This is a genomic window from uncultured Desulfobulbus sp., assembly GCF_963662935.2.
In the GTDB taxonomy this organism is placed as follows: Bacteria; Desulfobacterota; Desulfobulbia; order Desulfobulbales; family Desulfobulbaceae; genus Desulfobulbus.
The window spans coordinates 2362785-2386323 of sequence record NZ_CAXXTL010000002.1 but is presented as its reverse complement, the minus strand read 5'-3'; the positions used below and the strand labels follow the sequence as shown (position 1 = coordinate 2386323).

The window sequence follows — 23539 nt, the reverse complement described above, 5'->3', positions numbered from 1 at the left end:
CACTACGGCCACTCTTTTTTCATCTCCGATAACAGACGCTCAGCAAAAGACTTGGCCCTTATGAACGTTGAACACCGCAGATCCGAACGCATCGCCGATTTTCTCCCCCTGGAGGTCCATGTGGTGGACCAAAAAGACGACCAGGTCCTCGCCGGTCCTTTTTCCGGGAGGATCATCGATATATCGGCCCACGGCGCCTGCCTCCTCATGACCCAGATCATGCACAACGATTTTCACGTCTTCTACTCGACCCGCGACGTAGACAATGCCGTGCTCCGGCTGACGATCGATCATCCTCCCGACATCAACCCGTGTACCCTCATCGCCCTGCCCGTCTGGATGGATATATTCCGGCAGCAGGAGATCAGGGCCTTCAAAATGGGGGTGGAATTTACAGAGGATCCAGAACAAAACCAGATGCGGGAGATGCGGGCGGCTCTTCGCAACAATCAGGAACAACGGGGCAATTGGTGGCAGAGACATTGCCGGATATTGGAAAAGAAGGGATAACCCCATTCCCGAGGCCCTTCTTTACTCCTGCTGCTTTTTTTCTCCAAGGAGACAGAAGGTCCTGGTCTTTTGTTCAACGCCTCGAAGCTGTATCTCGCCCAACTCTTCCACTTCAAACCGGCCGGCTATCTCACGGCACACCGCATCGGTGGCGTAAATTCGGCAGTCGGAGGCCTCCGCCGCCAACCGTTGGGCGATATTGACCTCGTTGCCGATCACCGTGTAATCAAGCCGCCGGGTCGAGCCGATATTGCCGAGAAAAACCGTGCCGCTGGTTACGGCAATGCCCAAATCGACCTTTTGAAAATCCTCACTCCGAAGCATCCACTGTTCGCGAAGGACCGCAAATCTCGCTTTGATCGCCACGGCGGCATGTGCCGCTGCCAGACTCGGCTCATCTAATTTGACCGGCGCTCCGAAAACAGCAAGCACCGCATCGCCCATGAACTTGTCGACCGTCCCCCGGTACTGGAAGACCTCTTCGGTGAAAAACTGAAAAAATTCGTTAAGAAACGAGCGGAGCGATTGCAGGTCGATGTGCTGAACCAGGCGCGTAAAATTTCTGATATCGGCAAACAACACCGTCACTTGCTTAATTTCCCCCAAGCCCATCAGATCCGAATTCTGCGCCAGAAGCAGCTCGGCCACCTCGGGGGCCACATATTGCTCAAATAGAGTCCGCATACGCGTCGTTTCCGTCAACTGGAGGCGAGCACGCAAATTTTCCAGGGCAATGGTAGCCTGACTACAGAGAATGCTCAGCATCTCGTTATCCGCCTCCGAAAAACGTTCATCGGTCTTTTTTTGGCTGATATTGAGTACACCAAGTATCCGCTCACGAATCCTCAGAGGAAATGAAATGGCGGAAACGATGTCTGGTTGTTGCAGCAGGGGTGAGAAGATGGATGTGGCCTGATCTTCTTTGTTGAGAAGAACCGGCTTTCCTTGCTGAAAGACCCAACCGGCAATCTGGTCGCCCGGCTGGAGCCTGATCGATTGCACCAGGGCGGCCTCCATACCACGTGAAGCTGCGATACGGAGGCAGCCTTCATGTGGGTCATACAGCATAACCGAAATGTGACTTGCGCCGGTCTGCCGGTCGACCGCATCAAGCAGCAGATCATGAATCTCCTGCTCGGTGGACGCCGCCACAAACTGCTCGCCCAGACTGTACAGGGGAATCAGGGTCCGTAACCGGGTATTTTCCTGCTGCAGCCTATATCGCTCCAGCGCTTGGTTGACCACCCGGGTGACGTGCACCGGATTGACCGGCAGCTCGACCAAACCTGAAAAACCTGCCTCCAGTGCCCCATGCAGGAGTGCCGTGTCAACGGTGGAGGAGAACAGTACACCGGCAAGCCCAGGTTGAGCAGCCCCCAGGTCAGTAAAAATCCGGCGGCCATCAACACGGGGAGGATCATCCACGAGCAATGCCAGGCACAACTCCTGGTTGCGGCAAATCGCCTCGAGTTCCTCTTCCTCCCGGCAACGGATCACCACCAGCCATGGGAGGGCCGAGACAATAGCTTCGGCCTGGAGGTCGTCGGGGGTATAGAGAACAACAACAGTGTGCATGCCAGCTCTCATGTGGGTGAATTCCATCTTTTTTATCTTTCCATGGTACCATTATGGAGGGGGCAAGGCAAGCAATAGGCCGGAAATGGATGCAATAGCCTCTCGTGCCTATCCATTTTCCGCGCACTGGGGTATAAATGACCATGCCTGAACACAAGCCACCACATAGACCGCTTGCCGAGCGGATGCGTCCAAGATGCCTGGAGGATTTCGTCGGCCAGGAACATCTGGTTGGCCAAGGAAAATTTCTTCGCCAACTGATCGACGGCGGCACCATCCCCTCGCTGGTGCTCTGGGGGCCTCCCGGTTCCGGAAAAACAACCTTGGCCACCATTCTTGCCCAGGCCATTTCCGCGCAATTCGTCTTTTTTTCCGCCGTGCTTTCCGGAGTCAAGGAAATCCGACAGATCGTTGAACAAGCAAAATCGCTCCGAGAACAGAGCCCCAAGCCAACCATTCTCTTTGTTGACGAGATTCACCGCTTCAACAAGAGCCAGCAGGATGCCTTTCTTCCCCATGTAGAAAGCGGTCTTTTGACCCTGATCGGGGCCACGACGGAAAATCCTTCGTTTGAGATTACCGCTCCCCTGCTCTCCCGGTGCCAGGTACTCCTGCTTGCCCCCCTGCGATCCGAGGATCTTCAACAGGTGGTCCGACGGGCACTGACCGACTCCCTTGACGGATTAGGCGAACAGCATCTGGATATCGAGGACCAAGCTCTGCGCCTGCTCACTGAGGCGGCGGACGGCGATTGCCGCCGCGCCCTGAACTACCTGGAGACTGCCGCTTCCCTCACCCTGGAAGCGCTTCGGCGGCAAGAGTCGGCCGCGGGCGGGGGGCGGACCATCTCCACAACCTGCATCCTTGAAACTCTGCAGCAAAAGACCCTGCGCTATGATGCCTCGGGCGAGGAGCACTATAATCTCATCTCGGCCCTGCATAAAAGTCTGCGCGACAGCGACCCGGATGGGGCGGTCTACTGGCTGGGACGGATGCTGGCCGGAGGCGAAGATCCCCTCTACCTCGCCCGACGGATGATTCGTTTTGCCTCCGAGGATATCGGCAATGCCGATCCGCAGGCTCTGCAGGTCGCTCTCAACTGCCGGGAGGCCTATCACATGCTGGGAACGCCGGAGGGCGAACTGGCTCTGATCCAGGCCGCTGCCTACCTGGCCACGGCCCCCAAAAGCAACGCCGCCTATGTTTGCTATCACAAGGTGCGGGCGGACATTCAACGGACCGGTTCACTGCCGGTCCCCCTGCATCTGCGCAACGCCCCGACCTCGCTGATGAAGGATATCGGTTACGGCCGGGGCTATCAGTATGCCCATGATGACCGTGACGGCCTTGTCCTGCAAGAGCATTTGCCTGCGGAACTGGTCAACACCGTTTATTATGAACCAACCAACCGCGGCTACGAGGCGGTCATCAAAGACCGGCTCACTAAATGGAAACTCCTCCTCAAACAACGAGCACAACAACATGGACAAAAAAAAACCACCGAATAAACCACGAATTCTGTCCTTCCTCCTGATTTTACCGATCCTGGCGCTGCTTGTCGGCTCAACGGCCAACGCTGCGGGATTTCGGCTTATCTATGCCAACGATAACCTGGGCGAACTGGACGGCTGCGGCTGAGGCAGCGGCAAATTGGGCGGTCTGTCCAAGAAAGCCTTCCTCATCAAGAGCCTGATCAGCGATCCACAGCTCCCGTCACTGATTGTCACCGGCGGCAACCTGTTGTTTAAAATGGATCGGCTGGAGCCGGGCACAGCTGAAACGGCAAAGATTGCCGCCGATGGCGTCCTCCAAGCCAACCAGAAGATGGGCGCCACTTTTGCCGGTATTGGCGCACAGGACCTGGCGGCAGGCCTTGCCTTCCTCAGGCAGTCTCAGAAACCACCGGCCTTCACCTGGCTTTCACTCAACCTCGTCGACCCGGCCTCGCACCAGCCCTTGTTCACTCCAATGCTCCATCGACAGGTAGGCGGCGTCAAGATGGCCATCCTGGCGCTCACCGACCACACTGCCTTTCCCGACGAACCGGGAGAATTTCAGGTGGCGGACTGGCGCAGCACACTGCCGGAGGCCTTGGCCAAGATGGAAAAGGATGTCACTTGCATCCTGCTTCTGTCGAACTATGCTTTATCGGAAAACATGGAGATAGCTCGAAAGCATAGCTCCATCGACCTGATCTTCCAGGCAGGCCATGTCATCGGCAACATGACGCCTACAGTTGTCAACAAGACCCTGATCGCCCAAACCGAGATTCGAGGTAAATATCTGGGCGTTATGGATATTGACTGGAACGGCCATGGCAAATGGAGCGAAGGGGCCTCGTCGCCGCAGGTTCGGGAAAAGGATCAACCGGCGTCAACCTATGCCAACCGCTTCATCGCACTCAAGCAGTCCCTGGTCAGCGACCCCGAGATCGAGGCACTGGTCAGACAAACGCAGCGGAGCATCGATAAACTGCAGCACGGACAAACACGGTAACCGATAGAAACAAAATAAAAAAAGGCCGCCCAAGGGCGGCCTTTTTTTATGCGGAGAAAAAACCTCGACTTAGCAGCCGAAAGCCTTCTGCAAATTCGGGACGGTCTGTTTCTTGCGGCTCATCATGCCGTCAATCCACATGGAATTGCCGGAAAGTTTAGCTCCAAAGGCACCTTCGATCAGAGCCGGGTCGTCGGAAAGAACTACTAGGTCAGTGCCTTCCTTGACAACGTCGGTGAGCATCAGCAGAACCGAATGACGCTCGCTGCCCTTCTGCTCTTTCATGGCCGCTAACAGGGCCTCACGCATATCGGCAACCTGATCCAGGGTGGCAAGCTCCAACTGGCCAACGCCAACCTTCTTGCCCTTCATATCAAAATCCTTGTAGTCACGGTGCAGCAATTCCATGGCAGGAACGCCGGCAACCGCGCTTTTTGCCTTGAGCATCTCCATGAAGATGGCGTCGGTGTCCTTGATGCCGGCGATGGCAGCCAGCTCAGCCACGGCCTTCTTGTCGGCAGGGGTACAGGTAGGGGATTTGAAGTTGACGGTATCGCTGAGAATGGCGGAGAGCATAATCCCAGCAACTTTAGGAGCAACCGCCACGCCTTCCAGGTCATAGAGGACCTTGAGGACGGTACAGGTGCAGCCGACCGGCATATTGCAGAAGAAAATGGGCTGGTTGGTGGTCACATCACCGATTTTGTGATGGTCAACCACGGCCACAACCTCGCCAGCGCTGAGGTTATCCGGAGCCTGGGCCAAATCACTGTGATCAACGAGTGCAACTTTCTTCCCGGTGGCGTCGGTCATGATCTCCGGGGCGGCAAAACCGAACTGCTTGAGAACGACTTCGGTCTCTGGATTCAACTTTCCTGACATAGCGGGAATATAATCTTCCCCTTTTGCTTTCATCAATTCAGCATACGCAATGGCGGCAGTAACAGAATCGGTATCCGGACTTTTGTGACCAATAACATAAACAGACATGACGTAACACCTCCCAAAACTTGATAAATGACACATAAAATATGTGCGCTTCTCTTCACCCCAAACCGCCCGAGCGGCTGGAAACAATTAAATTGAACGACATTATAATGTTCACTTATAAGCGTCAAGCAGAAAAAGGAAAAATCCCCGGCAGGAGCGGCTCTTCATCCAAAAACAAAGGGATCGACTCTGTCGATCCCTTTGTTTGACACCCGAAAAAGGTGGCCTGATTAATCGCGGCTGCCACCAAAAAAACGCAGCAGCATCAGGAACAGATTGATGAAGTCCAGATACAGGGCCAAAGCCCCCAGTATGGCTCCTTTGCGGATGGCGCCCTCACCCTGCTGCATGATGCCCTCCTCGCCCATATTTTTAATCTTCTGGACGTCATAGGCGGTCAGTCCGACAAAAACCAGCACACCGATGGCGGAAATCGCCCAGTACAGGCCCGAGCTTTTCAAGAAGATGTTGACGACCGACGCCAACAGGATGCCTATTAGGCCCATAAACATGAACGAGCCCATACCGGAGAGATCCCGCTTGGTGACCAAACCGTAGACCGCCATGGCCGCGAACATACCGGCTGTAACCAGGAATGTGGCGGCAATGGAGGCGTGGGTATAGGCCAAAAAGATGGTGGATAACGTCAGGCCATTGAGGACCGCGTAGCCGACAAACAGTCCGGTAGCCGTACCCGGCTGCAGTTTATCGATACGGGCGGAAAGAAAAAAGACCATGCCTAATTCGGCCAGCACCAGGATGAAGAAAATCGGGCTGGCTATCAACGTCTTGACGATGCCCGACTCGGCAATAAAAAAGGCCACCCCGCCGGTAATGGCAAGCCCGATGGCCATCCAGTTGAATACCTTGGCCAGAAAGATGGTCGAGGCCTCCTGCCTTGCCTGAGCCAGGGTTATATCACGTGTTCCTATCTGCGTTTGCATGTCAGCTTTCTCCTTCATGGTATGAATGGTCTATGTAGTGTCTCTGACAAAGAGTAACCATTTCGGCGGGAAAGGCAATATTCTCTTGCCCTCCGCAAAGAAAAATTCACGGCTACAAACGCCATTTGCCGACCTGCCGTGACAAGCAATACCAGCGGAAACGATGCCACCAACTGCAGCGCCTAGTGTCCCGTGCGGTTAGTCTCGTTTTTTATGATTGTTTTGCTCTTTCCACTTTATCAAGGATACCATCGGCGCTTTTTGTCCACTTGAAAGGTTTTGCCGTCTTTGAATTATGAGGGCTTATGAAACGGTGGATTTCGTTTCTCAGTTCTTTGACACTGGTAAAAACTCCGCGATAAAGAGAACGACGTTCCAGCTGTCCAAACCAGCCTTCTACAGCATTAAGCCATGATGCGCTGGTTGGGGTAAAATGCATTTTGAAGCGGGGATTGGTCTTGAGCCACTTCTTCACTTCAACCGTTTTGTGTGTACTGCTGTTGTCCAGAATAACGTGGAGGTCAACATCTGACGGCATTGCTTTTTTTATTTGCCGAAGAAAATCGAGAAATTCTTTTGCCCTGTGCCGTGCTGTCGTCCTCCCAATAACCTTACCGGTTACAATGTCAAAGGCAGCGTAAAGGCTGGTGGTCCCGTTTCGCTTATAATCATGTGTCCGACGTTCAATTTGGCCTGGCCGCAACGGGAGCATCGGTTGGGTTCGATCTAATGCCTGAATTTGAGTTTTTTCGTCAACGGATAAAACAACCGCATTTTCAGGAGGATTCATGTACAGCCCAACGACATCTATAACCTTTTCAGCAAAGTGTGGATCATTGCTGATTTTGAATGTCTTGAGCCGATGGGGTTTTAAGTCGGCAGCCTTCCATATTTCCCGCACTTGCCAGGTGGTGACATGAGCCGCTTTCGCCATGAGGCGGACACTTCAATGAGTCGCCTCTCGAGGAATGCATTCCACAGTCATTCTCAGCACTTCCTTGACTTCTTCTTTGGGAAGCTTCTTGGGTTGACCACTTCGAAAACGATCCTGAAGGCCCGTGAGGCCTTGGTCTTTGAATCGCTTCCTCCAGCGGTAGACAGTCAGTGCAGTGGTCCCGAGCTGGCTTGCCACTTGCTCAACTGTCTTTCCAGAAGCCGTCAGCAGGATGATCTCCGCACGGAATACAAGGCTTTGCGCTGTTTTAGGTGAACGCAGCAGGGCTTCAAGGCTCCGCTGCTCGTCTTCATTAATTGTGTAGTTTTCATGTGTGCGTGGCATGACGCACTATAACACATAAGTTGATAAATATGCCCAATTAACCGCACGGGACACTAGTTCGCGACGAGACTTTCAGGCAAGGATTCGACAAACTCCCGGATCTGATCGCAGACCATGCGGTACGCCTGGAGAACCTCCTCCTCGGAAGAGGCATTTTTTTGCCAGTTCAGGGGGATCGGCAAAGCCCCGGTGAACGGTCCGTCCAGGAAAATAGGAGCAGGTTTCATGGGCATGCCCGCAGAGGGTAATGACGTAATCGAAAGCCGCAATCGGTAATTCTTCAATCAGCTTTGAGCGTTGCCTTGAAATATCGATACCCGCCTCGGCCATGATTCTAACCGCGTACGGATTCAACCCGTGTTTTTCGATGCCGGCCGAATACGGCGCAATGACATCCGCCCGCAAGTGCCTCGCCCAGCCCTCGGCCATCTGACTGCGGCAGGAGTTGCCGGTGCAGAGGAAAAGGATGGCCATCTTATTGCTTCGTCCGGACATGGCAAACTCCGGCGAGCGTGTTGCGTTCATAGGGGAAATATTTCTGTTTCAGCCGCAAGGCCACATTGACCAGCCCAATCAGTACCGGCACCTCGACCAGAGGGCCGATGACTGCGGCAAAGGCCTCACCTGAGTTGATGCCGAACACGGCGATGGCAACGGCGATAGCCAACTCAAAGTTGTTGGAGGCGGCGGTAAAACTCAGGGTGACGGTCTGCTCGTAGGTCGCCCCGGCACGCATGGAGAGGTAGAAGGAGACCGCGAACATCATCAGGAAATAAATGGTCAGGGGCAGGGCGATCTGAAGGACATCAAAGGGCAGTTGGACAATGTACTCACCCTTGAGTGAAAACATCACAAGAATAGTGAAAAGGAGGAAAATAAGGGTCATCGGGCTGATCCGGGGGATAAACACCGTTTCATACCAGTCCTTGCCCTTCAGCTTGATGCCGATCAACCGGCTGAGCATGCCGGCGATAAAGGGGATGCCCAGATAGATGAACACCGACCAGGCGATCTCGGCGATGGAGACATCGACCACCGCTCCGGTCAGACCGAACCAGCCGGGGATGACGGTGATGAAGATCCAGGCGTAGAGGGAAAAAAACAGCACCTGGAAAATGGAATTGAAGGCCACCAGGCCCGCGCAGTACTCGGTGTCGCCGTCGGCCAGATCGTTCCAGACAATGACCATGGCGATACAACGGGCCAGGCCGATGAGAATCAGGCCAACCATGTAATGCTGCTGCCCGGAGAGAAAGGTGATGGCCAGCAGAAACATCAGCACTGGGCCGATCACCCAGTTCTGCATCAGAGAAAGGAACAGAACCTTGCCGTTGCGGAACACCTGCCCCAACTGCTCGTATTTGACCTTGGCCAGGGGCGGATACATCATCATGATCAGACCGATGGCAATGGGAATATTGGTGGTCCCTACTTGAAAAGCGTTGATCACGCCCTGCACGCCGGGGATAGTATAGCCGAGCATGACCCCGGCGAACATGGCAAGAAAGATCCACAGGGTGAGAAACCGATCAAGAAAACCGAGTTGTTTGGGTTGCTGGCTCATAATAAATCCTTTGGTGAATACTATTTCAGGAAATGACCGGAAGCAAAGCCTGCGGGGCATTTGATGGTTGCGATGTTAATCCGCTTGAACGGATGAGTCAATCCCCGTCCAGCTATGAACCATGTGCAGATGAGCATGCGATTAAGATTTGATGGGAAAAACGTTGGTCAACGAAAAGGCCGCGGGGAAGCCGCAAAAGCAAACGGGCTGCCCGAAGGCAGCCCGTTTTTCTGTGGTTGAAAGGGTGGAACCTTACACTTTGACCAGCTTCACCTTGGTGTCATAGAACGAGACGCTGCCACCGACTTTGTCGATCATGCAGGTGTTCTTCAGGTGGGGATCGACCCACATGGCGGCATTGGCATGGACGCCGCCCGCCCGCTTCTTATCCCCCTTGACCAGTTTACCATCAATGGTGACATCCACGGCCCCCGAATCCCAATGGCCATGACCGAGGGTAAAGGTGACCACTCCAGGACGGATGGTTTCCGTGACCTGAACCTTGCCGATCATCGGCTTTTTATTGCCGTTGCCCAGATCCCAAACGCCCTCGGGATTAGTTGCCGAGAGCACCTTCACCTGATCTCCGGTCTTGACTCCCAGCTTCTTGGCATCGCTGGTGTGGAGAATGATGCCGTTCTCCGGCATGAGGTCGGTGAGATACGGATGCGTGATCGTCCGTGCCTTGGTATGGCGGATATCCCGCTGGGTAATGAGATGGAGCGGATACCCTTCACTGAGCTTGATTGGTTCGTTGCCCAGGGTGTCGGCCACCGGCACATAACGGGCCAGGCCGTAGTAAGACTTACCGGTAAAGGCGTCTTTGCAGCCGGCTGTTTTCTCCTGGTAAAGATTGATCTGCTTGCCGTACTTGTTTGTCACCTGCTCACCCTTGTAGGTGGCACCCTGGCTGTCAAAACGCCCCCCCCGATTGAGCACGGTGACCACCTTGGGCCAGGCAGCTCCGGCGATTCTCTGCCAGCGTTCGGCATCAAAGACGTTCTTGGGCAGATGACGGCGTGACTTGAGGAACAGATCGATTTCCTCCTGGCTCGCGTCAGCCACCGGTTCCTTGCGGTCCAAGGCGATGTTGGCCACCATGCGGATGTAGAAATCATCCGGCCGGGTGAAATCCTGGCCCTCGCCGAAGCCGTTCGTGCCAAATCCCTTGAAGCCGAGCTTTTCCGCCAGGGCGAGCCAGAAGGTCTCGTAGGAGAGCGGCTGTTCCTGACCGAACACCGTCACCACCTCGTTGGGCGAGGCGATCACCGGCTGTCGCACCGGCTGGATGCGGACCGGCATGTTGGGGTGGGATCCTTGAAATTCCCAGCGTTCCAGATAGTGGAGGTCGGGAATGATGTAGTCTGCATACATCGAAGTCGGTCCGATGACGATGTCGCTGGCGATATAGAGCGGCAGCTTATCGAGATCCAGCAGGGCGGCAATCTGGGTATGCCCCGCCGGCAGCGAATAGGTGGGCGCCCCCATGTAGGAAAAAACCACCTTGGCCTGGTAGGGATAGGCATCGGCAATAGAGGGCAGGATTTCCTCGTAGACATCCGAGGAGATCGGCCACCAATTGCGCTTGGCCGGATAGGATTCCTTGCCCTTGAACAGGGTGGACTCCTCGTACTTGATGTCATGACGGATGATCGAGGTGCCGAAGCTCTTCAAACCTTTGGGGCCGATCTTTTTGAAATTGAACGGCTGGTTATCGGTGCCGGAGCCATCGATATTGAAAACAGAGGCAGCGATCATCCCGCCCTTCCAGTCGAAGTTGCCGATCAACAGGTTGAGATTCATCAAAGAGGCGATGTTATAAAAACCGTTGGTGTGCTGAGCCGGGCCGCGATGGACATCAACACAGGCCTTCTTGCCATAGCTGGTGAACTCCTTGGCCACCGCCTCGATGGTGGCGGCGTCGGTGCCGCAGAGGGCGGCATATTCGGCAATGGTTTTTTCCTTGGCTGTTTCCAGCATCACCTGCAGACCACTCTTGACGGGCACATCCTTGCCTTCGGCATCCTTGAGCACGGTGTCGACGAACAGTTCGCCGGTCACCGCTTCTTTTTCGTCGTTGGGATCAAAGGCCACCGGCTGGCCGTCCTTGATGGCGACCAGGTATTCAAAATCAAATTCCTTACCGTCCTTGTCAGTCCGCTTCTCCGCCGCTTTCAAACCGATCTCCTGGGCGCGGAGGAACTTGCCGGGCTTGCCGTCCTTATCCACCTTGACCAGCCAAGGACCGTTGCTCCAGGTCAGTTCCTTGATCGCGGCGGCGGCAGCCTTGTTGCAGCAGGCCAGAAAATTGGCATCATACTTCTTGTTTTCCAGGATCCAGCGGGTCATGCCCATGGCAAAGGCGGCATCGGTACCCGGCAGCACCGGCACCCAGCGCTGGGCCTTGGAGGCCAGCTTGGTAAACCGGGGATCGAGCACGGTCATCTTCAGTTTGCCATCCGCCATCCGCTGGGTCATGCGCATGGCGCGGTTGGTGGGGCCGTAGTTGCCGTCAAAGAGGTTGGCGCCGACAAAGAGGATGTAGTCGCTATTCTCCTGATCCGCTTGCCAGTAGAACTTCTGGCCGTCCTTGAAATTGTTGCCCACGTACTGTTCGCTCATCGCCTTGCAGGCAAAGTAGAGCGAACCCTGGCAAACCGTGGTGTGGCCGTGGGTGTTGGCGGTGCCGAAGGCGCCGGTGAAGGCGCTCGCAAAATTAGAGCGGCCAGCCTTCTTTCGCCCCCAGAAGTAGACAAACTGGTTGTTCTTCGGTCCGAAGTCGGGGTGGTCGGGATCGATCAGCGCAGCCAGGTTGGCGGCATGTTTGACCTTGAACTCCTCGATGGTCGCCTGACGCTCTTCCGGTTTTTTCTTGCGCAGGGCAGCAGCATCCTTGCCCATCTCCTCGAAGGCCTTGCTGTCAGTCAGGGCGTACAACTCCTTGAGGCCGGTGACCTGGCGGGCTTCCTCTCCAGGCACATTCGCAAACAGCTTGCCGCCGCCCACAATCTCCTCAATGGCTTGATTAAAGGGGATGGTGGTCCATTTATTCTCTCCCCGCTTGCCGACCCGTTTCAGCACCTTGGTCACCCGGTAGGGATCATAGGCGCCTTGATGCCCGGCCTGTCCCTTGGGGCAGAGACCGGCGTCGACCATGACGGCATTAGTGGGAGCATCCTTCATCTCTAGATGGGGATGCAAATTGAAGGGGTTATACGGATTGCCGTCAATCTTGACCGCGACGCCATTGAAAATTTTGACTTTGATGCCGCAGCCTGTATTGCAGTTGAGGCAGGAAGAATACAAGGTGTTTTCCGCCTTGAGCAGTTCGTAAGCCTCGGCCTGGGTCAGCTCGCCAGCCTCGACCCGGGTAATGAGATCGCGGGCAAAATCAAAATGGGTGGCCACGAAGGCGCCGCAACCGGCCAATGCCGATGTTTTGAGGAAATCGCGGCGGGAAACGATGGGTTGTTTTTTATTTACCATAGAGCACCTCCAGCTTTTCAGTAGCAACGTAATACACTCGCGGCTCCGTTTTCTTGCCCGGCTTGAGCACCTGGATCTTGTTAGTCTTTTTCACCTGGGCGATCAGGCTCTGGGGATCATTTTCATCACCGAAGTAGCCGGACCTGCCGATGCAGGTGGTGATGCAGATGGGCAATTGCCCAGCAGCGAGCCGATGGACGCAGAAATGGCATTTACGGGCAGTGCCCACCGGCAGATTTTTGCCGGAGCGTGGCCACTGTTTGCCGTATTCATAGCTGGCCATGGTCTCGTATTTCTGGTTGGCCGGAGTACCTTCGCCATGGAAATGGCCCTCATCCATGGTCCGGGCATCATAGGGGCAAGCCGGAACACAGGCACCGCAGCCAATGCATTGCTCGTAATTGATCATGACGACTCCGGCATTAAGGCCGGCAGCCTCCTTCCAGGTGGCGCCTTCCTTGCCTTTAACCGGACAAGCGGCCACACAGGGCGGCTTGTCGCACTGCATGCAAGGACGGGGGAGGAAAGTTCGGGAGACCTTGGGATATTTGCCCTGTTCATACTCGTGGACCGGGCGGTAGTACATCTTGGGCGGCAGCTTGTTCTCGGAAACGCAACCGACGGTGCAGGCGTGGCAGCCGACGCATTTGCGCAGGTCTATCAGCATGGCCCATCGGCGATTCTTCTCGGGCTTCGCCAATGCCCGTTCGAGATCTTTCTGCATCACAACCAGAATATCTTCGTTCTGCATTCCCTACCTCCTCTGATGGGCTTATTTCTTATGGCAACTCTCGCAGTTTTCCTTGACGCTGAACGCGATCTTACCGTTATGGCAGGCGCCGCAAGATTTCCCCTGTTCCATGGCCTTCATTGTGACCGCCTTGTGCTGCTTGGCATCGGCGAACAGCTTCGCGTGGCAACCCTGACACTTCAGACCGGCACCCTCCACATGGTTTTCGTGATTGAAGACCGTCGCCCCTCCTTTGTTTATTAAGGTGATGTCACCGCCACCGACCACAGCCAAGGCGACGCTTCCGGACAGCAAAACAAGTACCGCAGCTAGAGCCAACTTCATGGTCACCTCCTTGAAAAGGTTAATCGACGACATTAACATATCCGGATAAGCGGATTGCCACAAGATAGGAGTCAGAAACGTTGACGGTCATTTTTCTCTGGGGTACTTTGTCCCCATGCGAACCACCGTTGAAATTTTCAAATCTCTGGCCGATGAAACCAGATTGCGTCTTCTCATTCTTCTTCAAGGGGAAAACGAATACTGTGTCTGCGATCTGATGCAGGCCCTCAACATGCCGCAATCCACGGTTTCCCGCCATCTCGCCTACCTAAAACGAAACGGATGGCTCCAGGACCGTCGCGGAGGTATCTGGATGTACTATTCCCTCAAAAAAGAGCTCGATGGATTTCTCCAGACCCAGCTGAACCTTATCACAAACAAACTGACAGACCACCCTGCCTGCCGAACGGACAGGCAACGCCTCGAAACACACCTCCAGGGCAAAGACTCCGGAACCTGCAGTTAGAGACAAGCAGCAACTAAAATCCCTGACCATGGCCTTCCCAATTTCAATACGGGCCGGTTTGACATCATCTACATGGCATAGAAAGAATAAAAAAAGGATTAACAAGCTAAATTCACTTGTTAATCCTTCATAATACTATGGTGCTCCAGGCAGGATTCGAACCTGCGGCACCAGGATTAGGAATTGTAAAAGGTCTTTTTTCTCAACGTTTTGAAATTCCGTAATCTTTTAAAATAACAGTAAAAATTCCCTTCTATAGTTTGCCTTCCATTACCACATTTTCCACAGTTTTAACGATTATATCTACCCAGATTCTACCGAAACTTTCGGTATCACCTAATCTTTCTCACAACTCCATTTTCGATTTCAATCAAGCCGTCTGTTGAATCACCATCTTTGGACACTGCTGTCTCATAAATGATCAATAAAAAGAGGCTCAGAGAGCTCTTTGGGGCATAATGAGCAATATTAGCGAGGAGCAGGTGCAGCGAGCGGTTGACCGACTCAACCATCGACCGTGAAAAGTATTGGAATATCGTTCGCCGCATGAAGTATTCTTCGCGACAAAAATGAACTATACCAAGCCGCCGCTAGCTGTTGCACTTCAGAGTTGAATCCGCCAAGATTAAAGAGTATGGCTTACGGTTATAAGGATGTCGCCTACTTCCTCCTCAAGATACATCAGCACTGCGGCTTGCTGAATCCGAGGCTTTCAACTTAAAGACGAAAGAACCAAAATTTTTATATCAACTGGCAGTTAAAGGCTCCGCCGCATCGTTGTTGATTGTTTACGCTTGAACCCATTGAGAACAACCTTGCGCTTGCCATCTTCCGTGGCCGGACCCAAAACATCATCTGTGGCGAGACGTTAGCCACGCTAAAAAAGGAGGATCCATGAAATTTTTTTTAATTTTGTTTCACTTTCCAACGGTAAACTTCAAAAGCTATATTTTATCTGTTTTTTGGATTCTCGTACTTACTAGTCCCTCCCTAGCTGTTCCACTCAGATATCACATAGACGCAACCTTGTTGGATAACAATGCAACAGATGTGGGTAGCGTTTTTGGGTCATTCGTTTCCGATACAGCTCCAGAAACAGGCAATGGTGCTGTTTGGGATGTGGATATCATTGTATCGACTACAAATGGGACGCCTGGCTTCACCTTTTTAAGTGGCGAAATTCAGTCATTTAATGGCAGGGGACAGTCAGAGACACCAACTACTATTTTTGTCTTTAATTATCCCTCTCAAAATTTTGAGTCTCCTGATTCAAAGGCAATGAAAATAATCACCAATTATCCTATTTGGCATCCTGGATTTTATCCAATATATCCTGAGTTTTACAATTCAAATGATAGTCTCATTTTCACTTCCTTTTATGCTCCTTATGTATCCCCAGACACTTACCTATACATGTCAGGTGAACTAACAGTTAGGCCGGTTCAGTCTAATGCCCCTGTCCCAGAGCCAACCACCACACTCCTCTTTGGCACTGGTTTAGCTGGACTTGCAGCAGTTGGCAGGAGAAGGCGAAATTAAATTGTTCCGTAATGCCGGATTCAAGAGGCAGGGCTTAACAGCTCTGTCATTTTTATTCCACCTTGATCCGCCCCAGCATCCCACCGAACCCAGTATAGAAAGTATAAGTTCCCCGACTAACCTGGCTTGGTGCACAGGGCTTAACAGCTCTGTACCAGCAACACCAATGTTTATGGCACTTAAAATAGGATATTCAATTTTTCCCAGCTCAAAGTACTTTCGCTTGATCCCTTCCGGTGCCCTATGTAACGCACTGTAAATAGGATAATTTTTTCGAGCTAACTAGCTTGGTGCACTAGTACCAGCAATACCAATGCTTTTACGCTGGCCACCTCTTGTTTCATAGAAGTGCATACTGATCGGAAATCATCACCACGATCCCTGCCGTTTAAACGGCATCGACCATTCCAGTAAATATCCAACCGCTGGCACGGTGTTCCCTTCCTGGTTCGCGCTTCGCAAAATCGACGAGATAGCAATTCTTCAAAGGCGTACTTCATTTTTACTGATACTTTGCGGGGAAAAATTGTTTCAACCGAACCCAGAAAGGAGATTCGGCATAAGCTAATCACTGATTCTGATGCTAGAAAAACTAATTTTGAAATATAAGCGGTGAACTTTCAACTTAAATTTTATCCAATATTCTTTGGCGTCTTGATATCAACAGTAACGTATGCAGACTGTGTAGATTCGACTCGCTGCAATATGCAAAAATTTCGTCTTATAACGGGTGAGCAATATACATATCGTTCACCTGACGTGCATTACAAGGAGAAAAAAAAACGATATCCACGAGAAGTTAATATTCGAAAAGATTTTACAGAAGAGCACTATTCTTTTTTTCCCTTCCTGCAACTAGAGTACTATCCTAATCAGGCTAGCTCATGGAATATAACTTATAACGAAGACCACACAGATACAGGTGCATTGACGCATGAAAGGATAAAATTTTTTGGTTTTTCCATCAAATTAGGCTTGAAAGCTCCTGTGGAAATTGATACTCAAACACTGAAGTTTTTTTACAACCGTGCATTAATCCAGAATAAAAATTTTGAGCTTGGCGGTTCGCTAGGCATGCAAATTTTGAATATTAACGCTGACGCAAAAATACCAATTTTAGGATCGCGATCAGAAAGCATTACTGTTCCCCTGCCAGCTCTAGGTATGTTTGCCTCTTATGCGCATTCTGATCGTCTGAAATACCGGATAAGGACAAACTATTTTTCTCTTGGATCAATTTCTTTTGGAGAACTTTCTGCGGGCGGTATGGTCGCTGAAAGTAATTTTTGTATTGAATACCAGTATACTCCAACCTGGGTAATTGGTACTGGATATAGATATTCCTACCTGACAGTGAAATTGGATCAGGAAAATTACAGTGCAAGTGGTTCCCACATTACACACGGACCAACAATTTTCCTTGGCGCCTCTTTTTAAAAAATTAGCATATCTCATTATTTGGGAAAGGAGAAAAAGATGAGTACCATTCAGAATTTTTCGATCGACTTTGACGATGCTTTGACTGACTTTCAAAACCTAATTAATGACCCTGCCCATCCAGAGAATTCAATTGAGCCGTATCTAGAAGGAAAATATAATAATATTGTGGCACTGACTGAGGGAGACCCTGGTGAAATCTTGAGTGCCGACCAGACGCAATATACCCAAATTTATCAAAGCACTGCCGATCCCAATAAGATCACAATTACGGTACAAGGTACTTCCCTGGGTAAATTTACCGGCGCGGATTATGCCACCGGCTCATCTTCAGTCACCAGTATTTCCTGTAGCTATGGTAATGACATCTCTTTTAATTTGTCCACAGGCAACGGGGGCGTCACAATTAACTGGGATACTGGTGGGTTGACGGGGACCCTGACCGGTATGAGTTTTTCCACCCCAATGCTGAATATTGTGGCGGCTGGCACGGTAAACCTTTCGGGTAATGTTATAGGCCCCGGCTTCGCCGTCAGCGCCAATTTTTCCCAAATTTCAATCAGCCGTCCGCAAAATGATTATAGCTTGCTCTTAAAAGGATCAGTTAACTATTCGCAGGATTCCACGGGGCTTTCTACCTTTAGCGGCAGCCTGACTGAATTTAAGGTGTTAACACCAACTTTCGACTTGATTTATCAAGGTACACTCACCTGCATCGGCGATACAAACGGGGTGCGGTCGGTTACAGGTTCGGTGAGTAAAATCAGTTTATCCAGCGATGACGGTGGCTTTACCCTAAAGGGAAATATCAACTATTACGCTTCTGGTGGATTAAGCGGAACGATCACGGATATATCCTATGATTCGATGGAAGAGCATTATAGTGCAACCGGTCTCAGGGTAGACCTGCGAACATTATTCAATGCAGATGGCACCGCCATTGATCAAAACGGAGATAATTCAATCGATCTAGATGATCTTAAATCCTTTATTTTAGCAGAAACGCACACTGTTGCATCCTCCGTTGATTGCTCTTTAGCCGATACTCCCGATGCCCAAAATATTATACTCACCGGAAATGGCAACATTAACGGCACTGGCAACAGTGGCATCAACACGATCACGGGAAACACAGGCAACAATGTTTTAGACGGCAGTGCTGGCCCCGATACCCTCAAAGGCGGTAGAGGTGACGACACCTATATTGTGGATTTGATCAGAAGAGGCACCGTAGCGACACTGGAAGACACCGTTATCGAGAATACGGGTGAAGGCAATGACACTCTGCAATTGAGGGCCACAGGAAATCTGGGTTTAGCCACAGCCGCCACCCTTGTCCTAGGATCCAACCTGGAAAATTTTGATATCAGTGGCACAGGCAGCAATCTACTCAATGTCACAGGCAATGCGCTAAACAATGAAATTATCGGCAACGACGGAGTTAACGTGCTCGATGGCAGTACCGGCATGGATACCCTCAAGGGCGGCTTGGGCGACGACACGTATCTCTTAGATCTCACCAGCATAGGCGCAGTACAGGATGTCATTATTGAAGAAATCGATGCTGGCATCGATGCGATTCAATTGCGCGGTGCCTCCACTAACATCACTGCAACATTGCTCACGCTGCCTGACAACGTAGAAAATTTCGACGCGGGCGGTACGGGGCTTAGTAAAATCAATATCACCGGCAACGCCCTGGCCAACGTGATCTCCGGCAACGCCGCTGCCAACACCCTCACCGGCGGCGATGGCGATGACAGTCTTAACGGCATGGCCGGCAACGACGTTTTATTGGGCGGCGCTGGTACAGACACTTTGTTGGGCGGCGCCGGCACAGACACCTTGACCGGCGGAACGGGCGATGACATCCTGACCGGGGGCACTGGAGCGGATACCTTCGTCTTTGCAGCCAGCGGTAACGGTGTTGACACCATTACCGATTTTACAGGGCTCGATATTATTTCCATTACCGGTGCCGCATTTACTGCACTGGAAAACTCAACCGGGGATGGTACTGCGTTGGGCGCGAATCATGCCCAGTTAAGCGCTGACGGCCAGACCCTCTACATCGGTACCGACGGGGTTGCCGGCGCCGATGTGACAATCGACTTCACCACCAGCCTCGATCCAGACTCTCTTCTCCTTTCCGGCAACACCATCAAAATGAAGCCTGCCATCCTGGATCTGGCAGCGGCCTCGGATTCGGGCGTATCCAATGAGGATAATATCACCAAAATATCTACCCCGATTTTCTCCGGCGGGAGTTTGACTCCCGGATACAAGGTCAAGGTGTTCAAGGACCTCAATCACAATGACGCTCTTGATCTGGCCACCCCCATGACACCTACTAGCGAATTGCTGGGCACCGCCACTGTTGGCGCTAACGGCACATGGAGCGTGACCTCGCTGGCGTTGGCTTTCGGCACCTATGATATCAAGGTGCAGGTTACCGACGCATTAGGAGGCAATAGAACTATCTCTGATGCCCTAAGTGTCACCATTGACACCAGGATTACCGCCCCGATCTCCCTGGATTTGATTACCGCTTCCGATACCGGCTTTTCCAGTACCGACGATTTCACCAACGACACGACCCCGACGATCAGCGGCACGGGCGAGAACGGGGCCACGGTAACCCTGTTTGAAGATGTCAATCTCAATGGCCTCATCGATATAGGTGAAACACGGGGTACAGGTATTATTGCTGGAGACGGCACCTGGAGCATTGACACCGCTGTTCTGGCAGCCGGTTCCCATGCCATCCAGGCGTTCCAGACCGATGTGGCCGGCAATCGCTCAGGCAACTCAACGGTCTTGCCGATCAGGGTAGATACCACTGCCGCACCACCAGCGGCCCTGAATTTGATTGCCGCTTCCGACACAGGCGTTTCCAGTGCCGACAATCTCACCAAGAAAAATACGGCCCTGACGATCACCGGTACGGCCGAGTCCGGGGCGAGCGTGCAACTCTTCGATGACGCCAACCACAACGCGACCCTGGATGACGGCGAACTGCTGGGAACAGGCATTGCCAACCTTGGTGTCTGGAGCATCCCCACCTCTGCAGACATTGTACTGACTGACGGCGAACACACCTTAACTGCGATTCAGACGGACAAGGCGGGTAATGTTTCCACAGCCTCGGCGGCCCTCAAGGTCACCATCGACACAAGCGAAGCTGCACCCGCCGCCCCTATTTTGTCGATAGCTTCCGACAAGGGAATATCCAACACGGATAACATCACCAAGGTGACTACCCCGGTCTTCATGGGAGAAGGTCTGCAGGCCGGTGATAAGGTCCAGGTGTTCAAGGACGTCAATAATAGTGGAACGCTCGATTCCGGTGAATTGCTGGGCACTGCCCTTGTTGGCGTTAACGGCACATGGAGCGTGACCTCGCTGGCGCTGGCCAACGGCATTTATAACATTAAAGCACAGGTCACCGATGTGGCAGGGAATGTCTCGGCACCATCAGATGCATTGAGGCTCACCATCGATACCAGTAAGCCTTCCGCCCCGCTCGTTCCATTCCTCGCTAACGACCTTGACCCCGGCATTACCAATCTTACCTACGAATCGACCCCGACAATCTGGGGTGTGACGACTGAGCCTGGGACCATGATGGGGGTGACCCTGTTTGAGGACACCAATGGTAATGGCCTGGTGGATGCGAACGAATTACTGGGCACGGCAGTTGTTGAAGGGACCCATTGGAGCGTCGAGACCTCTTCTCTGGCAGACGGCCTCCATAACATCAAGGCCATCCAGACCGATACGGCGGGCAACAACTCGGCTGCTTCAACGGCTTTACAAGTCATGGTGAAAACAGCCCCTGTGATCCTCGATGCCACTGTTTCTGGGACCATTGTGACCCTAAAATTTAATGTATCAATGGATGGTGACCATCAACCCTCTGCCAGTTATTTTCAAGTGACCGCTGGCGCTAATGGCAGCGCCTATCCGATTGCCCAAATTGCGATTAACGGCAGCACGGTCCAGCTGTTGTTGTCCAAACCTGTTGCCAAGGCGGATACCGTCACGGTCAAGTACACCGATCCCACCGCGGGCAACGATGCCTATGCCCTGCAGAATAGCGCAGGTAAGGATGCCGCCAGCTTTGCAGGCACCATACCCAGCAGCTCTAATGATTCCTCTGACTCCGGGATGGTATTCAGGGTCAGCACTGTCAAAATTACAGAGGGAGCCAACGCAGCTTTATCGTTCACCTTCAGTAAGAATATTTCTGCGGACGATGCCTCGGCAGGATGGAGCCTGCTTAAGATCGACAAAAACGGCAATGCCACCAGCATGACGATCAGTAACGCTTCAATCACAGGTGGCAACCAGCTGACGCTATCGACAACCAGCAGCTTTGCCGCCACCGATTACGTGAAAATTACCTATTCAGGTGGAAGCCTTATCGACGGAGACAGCAATCCATTTTTGATGGTAGACAACCCAGTGGGTAATTACGTGGCATGTTCAGCATATATCCTCGGCGGCTCCGGCGTCAACACCATGAACCTCTCGTCCATGCCAGGGTATACCTCATCGTCAAAGTGGAATGTAAGCAGCGGTGGCGGTGATGACATCCTCACCGGTAGCTCCAAAGCGGAAACCCTAAGCGGCAGCAGTGGAGCCGATCGGATCAACGGTGGCGGAGGGGCGGACGGCATCTACCTCACAGATGGGAATACACGGTCCTCGGACACGGTGGTGGTCAACACGGATGGATGGAAAAATAATAACCCCGAGTCGATTTATGACTTCGACGTATCAGGCGTTGGCGGCACGAACAACGATAAATTGAACTTACCCTCCAACAGCATTGCCGCCGACACGACGGCCCCGGTAAACGGCACTATTGTTGTAGGTAATCTGGCTCAGCACAGTATCAAAAAAGGTATTCTTACCTTCCTCGACAGCAACGGCGCACCGGTTTCCATCTCTTATTCCACCGATCCAACCATCGGAAATTTTAATATTAACCAGGCCTTCTCTTACTTGGCGCAAAACATTACCACCCCCGGAACAACTGTGGCTATTGCCCTTGATACCGATGGCAACGGCGACAACGACACGTTGGCCGTATATCAGGCTGCGGCCCAACCCGGGGAGGACGCCCTTGTTCGGTTGAAGGGAATCACCGGCGCCACCTTGGGCACGACCCCAGGGCAGAACGTAGTACAGCTGGTGGATACCACTGCGCCGGCGTTAAATAAATCAGGGGCGAGCTTCAGCGGGACCTCGATCTCCCTAGCGTATTCGGAAAAAATAGCTTTCATGAGTGGAGCAGCGCACAAACCGGTTTATTTGAATGGCGATGGCAGTGGCGATCATATCAACGATGGCACACTGCTCACTGTGACCAACCGTGGGGTTAGTGCCAATGTCCTGACCGAAACCGTGAACCATACCTTTGTGGATACGGACTGGCTCCTGCTGACTGCGGGAGCTGATGTTAAAGATGCTTCCAGCAACATCGCAACCGCCGGTGACAAGATTGCCCTTGGCGGCAGCGGAGCTAGTACTATCGACATGAGCAGTTACACCGGGAGCCTCTATATTTACGGCGGTGCGGGCAACGATACCCTCACTGCCTCAAGTAGCGGGTGCGTAATTGAAGGCGGGATCGGAGCCGACACCATGCTTGGCGGCACCGGAAATGATACATTCCTTTTTTCCCAGCAAGATGCGGCAGTGGTCACCTGGCATGACAATGATGCCAGCCTTACCTTGGATGCGGGTGATACCTTTTCCATCACAGGAGGCTTTGATGTCGTGGATAATTTCGCGGCAGGAGACGATATCATTCAATTCCAGACCAGGAATCCTGTTACCGCGAATCTAAGTAAAATGGATGCACCTGGTAATGGCCTGGTTGTTAACCAGAAATATTTTCTGCAACAGGGAACTTTGTCAGGCACTACCTTCACCGTTGGCGGCAGCGGGAGTGACACTTTGGTAGTCTACGACGGCAATCAATTTTCTAATGTTTCCCAAGGGGCATTGGTTATCAGTGGGGTATCCCCGTCGGAGTTGAGCTGCAACGGGGCTCAGATTTCCTTGGTTTGACTTATTGGCTTCGCATCAATCAGGCATGACCGCTATTCACGAGGAAATACAAAACGATATTTGGAAACGGAAAAGGTGGAAATAATTTCAGTTAGGTAAA

Annotated in this window: 16 protein-coding genes and 2 pseudogenes; 8 read left to right on the top strand and 10 right to left on the bottom strand. The window is 52.5% G+C overall.

Translation table 11 applies throughout. The features are described from left to right. The first annotated feature begins 60 nt into the window (after positions 1–60). Positions 61–510 (top strand): PilZ domain-containing protein, encoded by a 450-nt coding sequence (locus tag ACHZCX_RS14830; RefSeq protein WP_319587978.1) that lies wholly within the window; start codon positions 61–63, stop codon positions 508–510. A gap of 21 nt (positions 511–531) precedes the next feature. Here the strand turns inward: ACHZCX_RS14830 and ACHZCX_RS14825 are convergent, their stop codons facing one another. Next, the gene (locus tag ACHZCX_RS14825; RefSeq protein ID WP_319587977.1) at positions 532–2085 is read right to left on the bottom strand and encodes an adenylate/guanylate cyclase domain-containing protein; all 1554 of its coding nucleotides are present in this window, start codon (positions 2083–2085) and stop codon (positions 532–534) included. Between the two features lie 137 nt (positions 2086–2222). Between ACHZCX_RS14825 and ACHZCX_RS14820 the strand changes: the two genes are divergently transcribed. From ACHZCX_RS14820 to ACHZCX_RS14810, 3 genes are read left to right on the top strand one after another with little or no spacing between them, the layout of a single operon-like run. Continuing rightward, positions 2223–3593 (top strand): replication-associated recombination protein A, encoded by a 1371-nt coding sequence (locus tag ACHZCX_RS14820; protein ID WP_319587976.1) that lies wholly within the window; start codon positions 2223–2225, stop codon positions 3591–3593. Further along, complete coding sequence (locus ACHZCX_RS14815; RefSeq protein WP_319587975.1) at positions 3568–3723, top strand: hypothetical protein; 156 nt, start codon at positions 3568–3570, stop codon at positions 3721–3723. Before ACHZCX_RS14820 ends, ACHZCX_RS14815 begins: the two co-directional genes overlap by 26 nt. 12 nt (positions 3724–3735) lie before the next feature. Next, positions 3736–4581 (top strand): hypothetical protein, encoded by an 846-nt coding sequence (locus tag ACHZCX_RS14810; protein WP_319587974.1) that lies wholly within the window; start codon positions 3736–3738, stop codon positions 4579–4581. Positions 4582–4650: 69 nt separating this feature from the next. Here the strand turns inward: ACHZCX_RS14810 and ACHZCX_RS14805 are convergent, their stop codons facing one another. From ACHZCX_RS14805 to ACHZCX_RS14770, 8 genes and pseudogenes are all read right to left on the bottom strand, one after another. Beyond that, the gene (locus ACHZCX_RS14805; protein WP_319587973.1) at positions 4651–5571 is read right to left on the bottom strand and encodes a manganese-dependent inorganic pyrophosphatase; all 921 of its coding nucleotides are present in this window, start codon (positions 5569–5571) and stop codon (positions 4651–4653) included. Between the two features lie 230 nt (positions 5572–5801). Then, positions 5802–6515, bottom strand: coding sequence for a Bax inhibitor-1/YccA family protein (locus ACHZCX_RS14800; protein WP_319587972.1), 714 nt, complete (start codon positions 6513–6515; stop codon positions 5802–5804). Between the two features lie 211 nt (positions 6516–6726). Then, positions 6727–7794, bottom strand: a pseudogene (locus tag ACHZCX_RS14795) (IS630 family transposase). A 53-nt stretch (positions 7795–7847) separates the two neighbouring features. Further along, positions 7848–8289, bottom strand: a pseudogene (locus ACHZCX_RS14790) (arsenate reductase ArsC). After that, the gene (gene arsB, locus ACHZCX_RS14785; RefSeq protein WP_319587970.1) at positions 8270–9358 is read right to left on the bottom strand and encodes an ACR3 family arsenite efflux transporter; all 1089 of its coding nucleotides are present in this window, start codon (positions 9356–9358) and stop codon (positions 8270–8272) included. Before arsB ends, ACHZCX_RS14790 begins: the two are co-directional and overlap by 20 nt. 252 nt (positions 9359–9610) lie before the next feature. Continuing rightward, positions 9611–12844, bottom strand: a complete 3234-nt coding sequence (locus tag ACHZCX_RS14780; RefSeq protein WP_319587969.1) for a molybdopterin-dependent oxidoreductase — start codon at positions 12842–12844, stop codon at positions 9611–9613. Beyond that, the gene (locus tag ACHZCX_RS14775) at positions 12834–13595 is read right to left on the bottom strand and encodes a 4Fe-4S dicluster domain-containing protein (protein WP_319587968.1); all 762 of its coding nucleotides are present in this window, start codon (positions 13593–13595) and stop codon (positions 12834–12836) included. The genes ACHZCX_RS14780 and ACHZCX_RS14775 overlap by 11 nt, the downstream gene beginning before the upstream one ends. A gap of 21 nt (positions 13596–13616) precedes the next feature. Then, positions 13617–13952, bottom strand: coding sequence for a cytochrome c3 family protein (locus ACHZCX_RS14770; RefSeq protein WP_319587967.1), 336 nt, complete (start codon positions 13950–13952; stop codon positions 13617–13619). 82 nt (positions 13953–14034) lie between these two features. On the opposite strand from ACHZCX_RS14770, the gene ACHZCX_RS14765 reads away from it, so the two are divergent. Both ACHZCX_RS14765 and ACHZCX_RS14760 read left to right on the top strand, forming a co-directional pair. Continuing rightward, entirely contained in the window at positions 14035–14385 is a 351-nt protein-coding gene (locus ACHZCX_RS14765) for a metalloregulator ArsR/SmtB family transcription factor (protein WP_319587966.1), read from the top strand. 894 nt (positions 14386–15279) lie between these two features. Next, a complete protein-coding gene (locus tag ACHZCX_RS14760; protein ID WP_319587965.1) occupies positions 15280–15924 on the top strand; it encodes a PEP-CTERM sorting domain-containing protein in 645 nt (214 codons plus the stop codon). A 278-nt stretch (positions 15925–16202) separates the two neighbouring features. Here ACHZCX_RS14760 and ACHZCX_RS14755 read toward each other — a convergent pair whose 3' ends face one another. After that, complete coding sequence (locus ACHZCX_RS14755) at positions 16203–16424, bottom strand: HGGxSTG domain-containing protein (protein ID WP_319587964.1); 222 nt, start codon at positions 16422–16424, stop codon at positions 16203–16205. 205 nt (positions 16425–16629) lie between these two features. On the opposite strand from ACHZCX_RS14755, the gene ACHZCX_RS14750 reads away from it, so the two are divergent. Then, a complete protein-coding gene (locus ACHZCX_RS14750) occupies positions 16630–17361 on the top strand; it encodes a hypothetical protein (RefSeq protein ID WP_319587963.1) in 732 nt (243 codons plus the stop codon). Between the two features lie 39 nt (positions 17362–17400). Further along, positions 17401–23439, top strand: coding sequence for an Ig-like domain-containing protein (locus ACHZCX_RS14745; RefSeq protein WP_319587962.1), 6039 nt, complete (start codon positions 17401–17403; stop codon positions 23437–23439). The last annotated feature ends 100 nt before the right edge of the window (positions 23440–23539 follow it).

Coding starts and splice junctions, on each gene's coding strand:
- ACHZCX_RS14830 (WP_319587978.1), top strand. CDS start 61: ATGAACGTTGAACACCGCAGATCCGAACGCATCGCCGATTTTCTCCCC.
- ACHZCX_RS14825 (WP_319587977.1), bottom strand. CDS start 2,085: ATGCACACTGTTGTTGTTCTCTATACCCCCGACGACCTCCAGGCCGAA.
- ACHZCX_RS14820 (WP_319587976.1), top strand. CDS start 2,223: ATGACCATGCCTGAACACAAGCCACCACATAGACCGCTTGCCGAGCGG.
- ACHZCX_RS14815 (WP_319587975.1), top strand. CDS start 3,568: ATGGACAAAAAAAAACCACCGAATAAACCACGAATTCTGTCCTTCCTC.
- ACHZCX_RS14805 (WP_319587973.1), bottom strand. CDS start 5,571: ATGTCTGTTTATGTTATTGGTCACAAAAGTCCGGATACCGATTCTGTT.
- ACHZCX_RS14800 (WP_319587972.1), bottom strand. CDS start 6,515: ATGCAAACGCAGATAGGAACACGTGATATAACCCTGGCTCAGGCAAGG.
- arsB (WP_319587970.1), bottom strand. CDS start 9,358: ATGAGCCAGCAACCCAAACAACTCGGTTTTCTTGATCGGTTTCTCACC.
- ACHZCX_RS14780 (WP_319587969.1), bottom strand. CDS start 12,844: ATGGTAAATAAAAAACAACCCATCGTTTCCCGCCGCGATTTCCTCAAA.
- ACHZCX_RS14775 (WP_319587968.1), bottom strand. CDS start 13,595: ATGCAGAACGAAGATATTCTGGTTGTGATGCAGAAAGATCTCGAACGG.
- ACHZCX_RS14770 (WP_319587967.1), bottom strand. CDS start 13,952: ATGTCGTCGATTAACCTTTTCAAGGAGGTGACCATGAAGTTGGCTCTA.
- ACHZCX_RS14765 (WP_319587966.1), top strand. CDS start 14,035: ATGCGAACCACCGTTGAAATTTTCAAATCTCTGGCCGATGAAACCAGA.
- ACHZCX_RS14760 (WP_319587965.1), top strand. CDS start 15,280: ATGAAATTTTTTTTAATTTTGTTTCACTTTCCAACGGTAAACTTCAAA.
- ACHZCX_RS14755 (WP_319587964.1), bottom strand. CDS start 16,424: ATGAAGTACGCCTTTGAAGAATTGCTATCTCGTCGATTTTGCGAAGCG.
- ACHZCX_RS14750 (WP_319587963.1), top strand. CDS start 16,630: ATGCAAAAATTTCGTCTTATAACGGGTGAGCAATATACATATCGTTCA.
- ACHZCX_RS14745 (WP_319587962.1), top strand. CDS start 17,401: ATGAGTACCATTCAGAATTTTTCGATCGACTTTGACGATGCTTTGACT.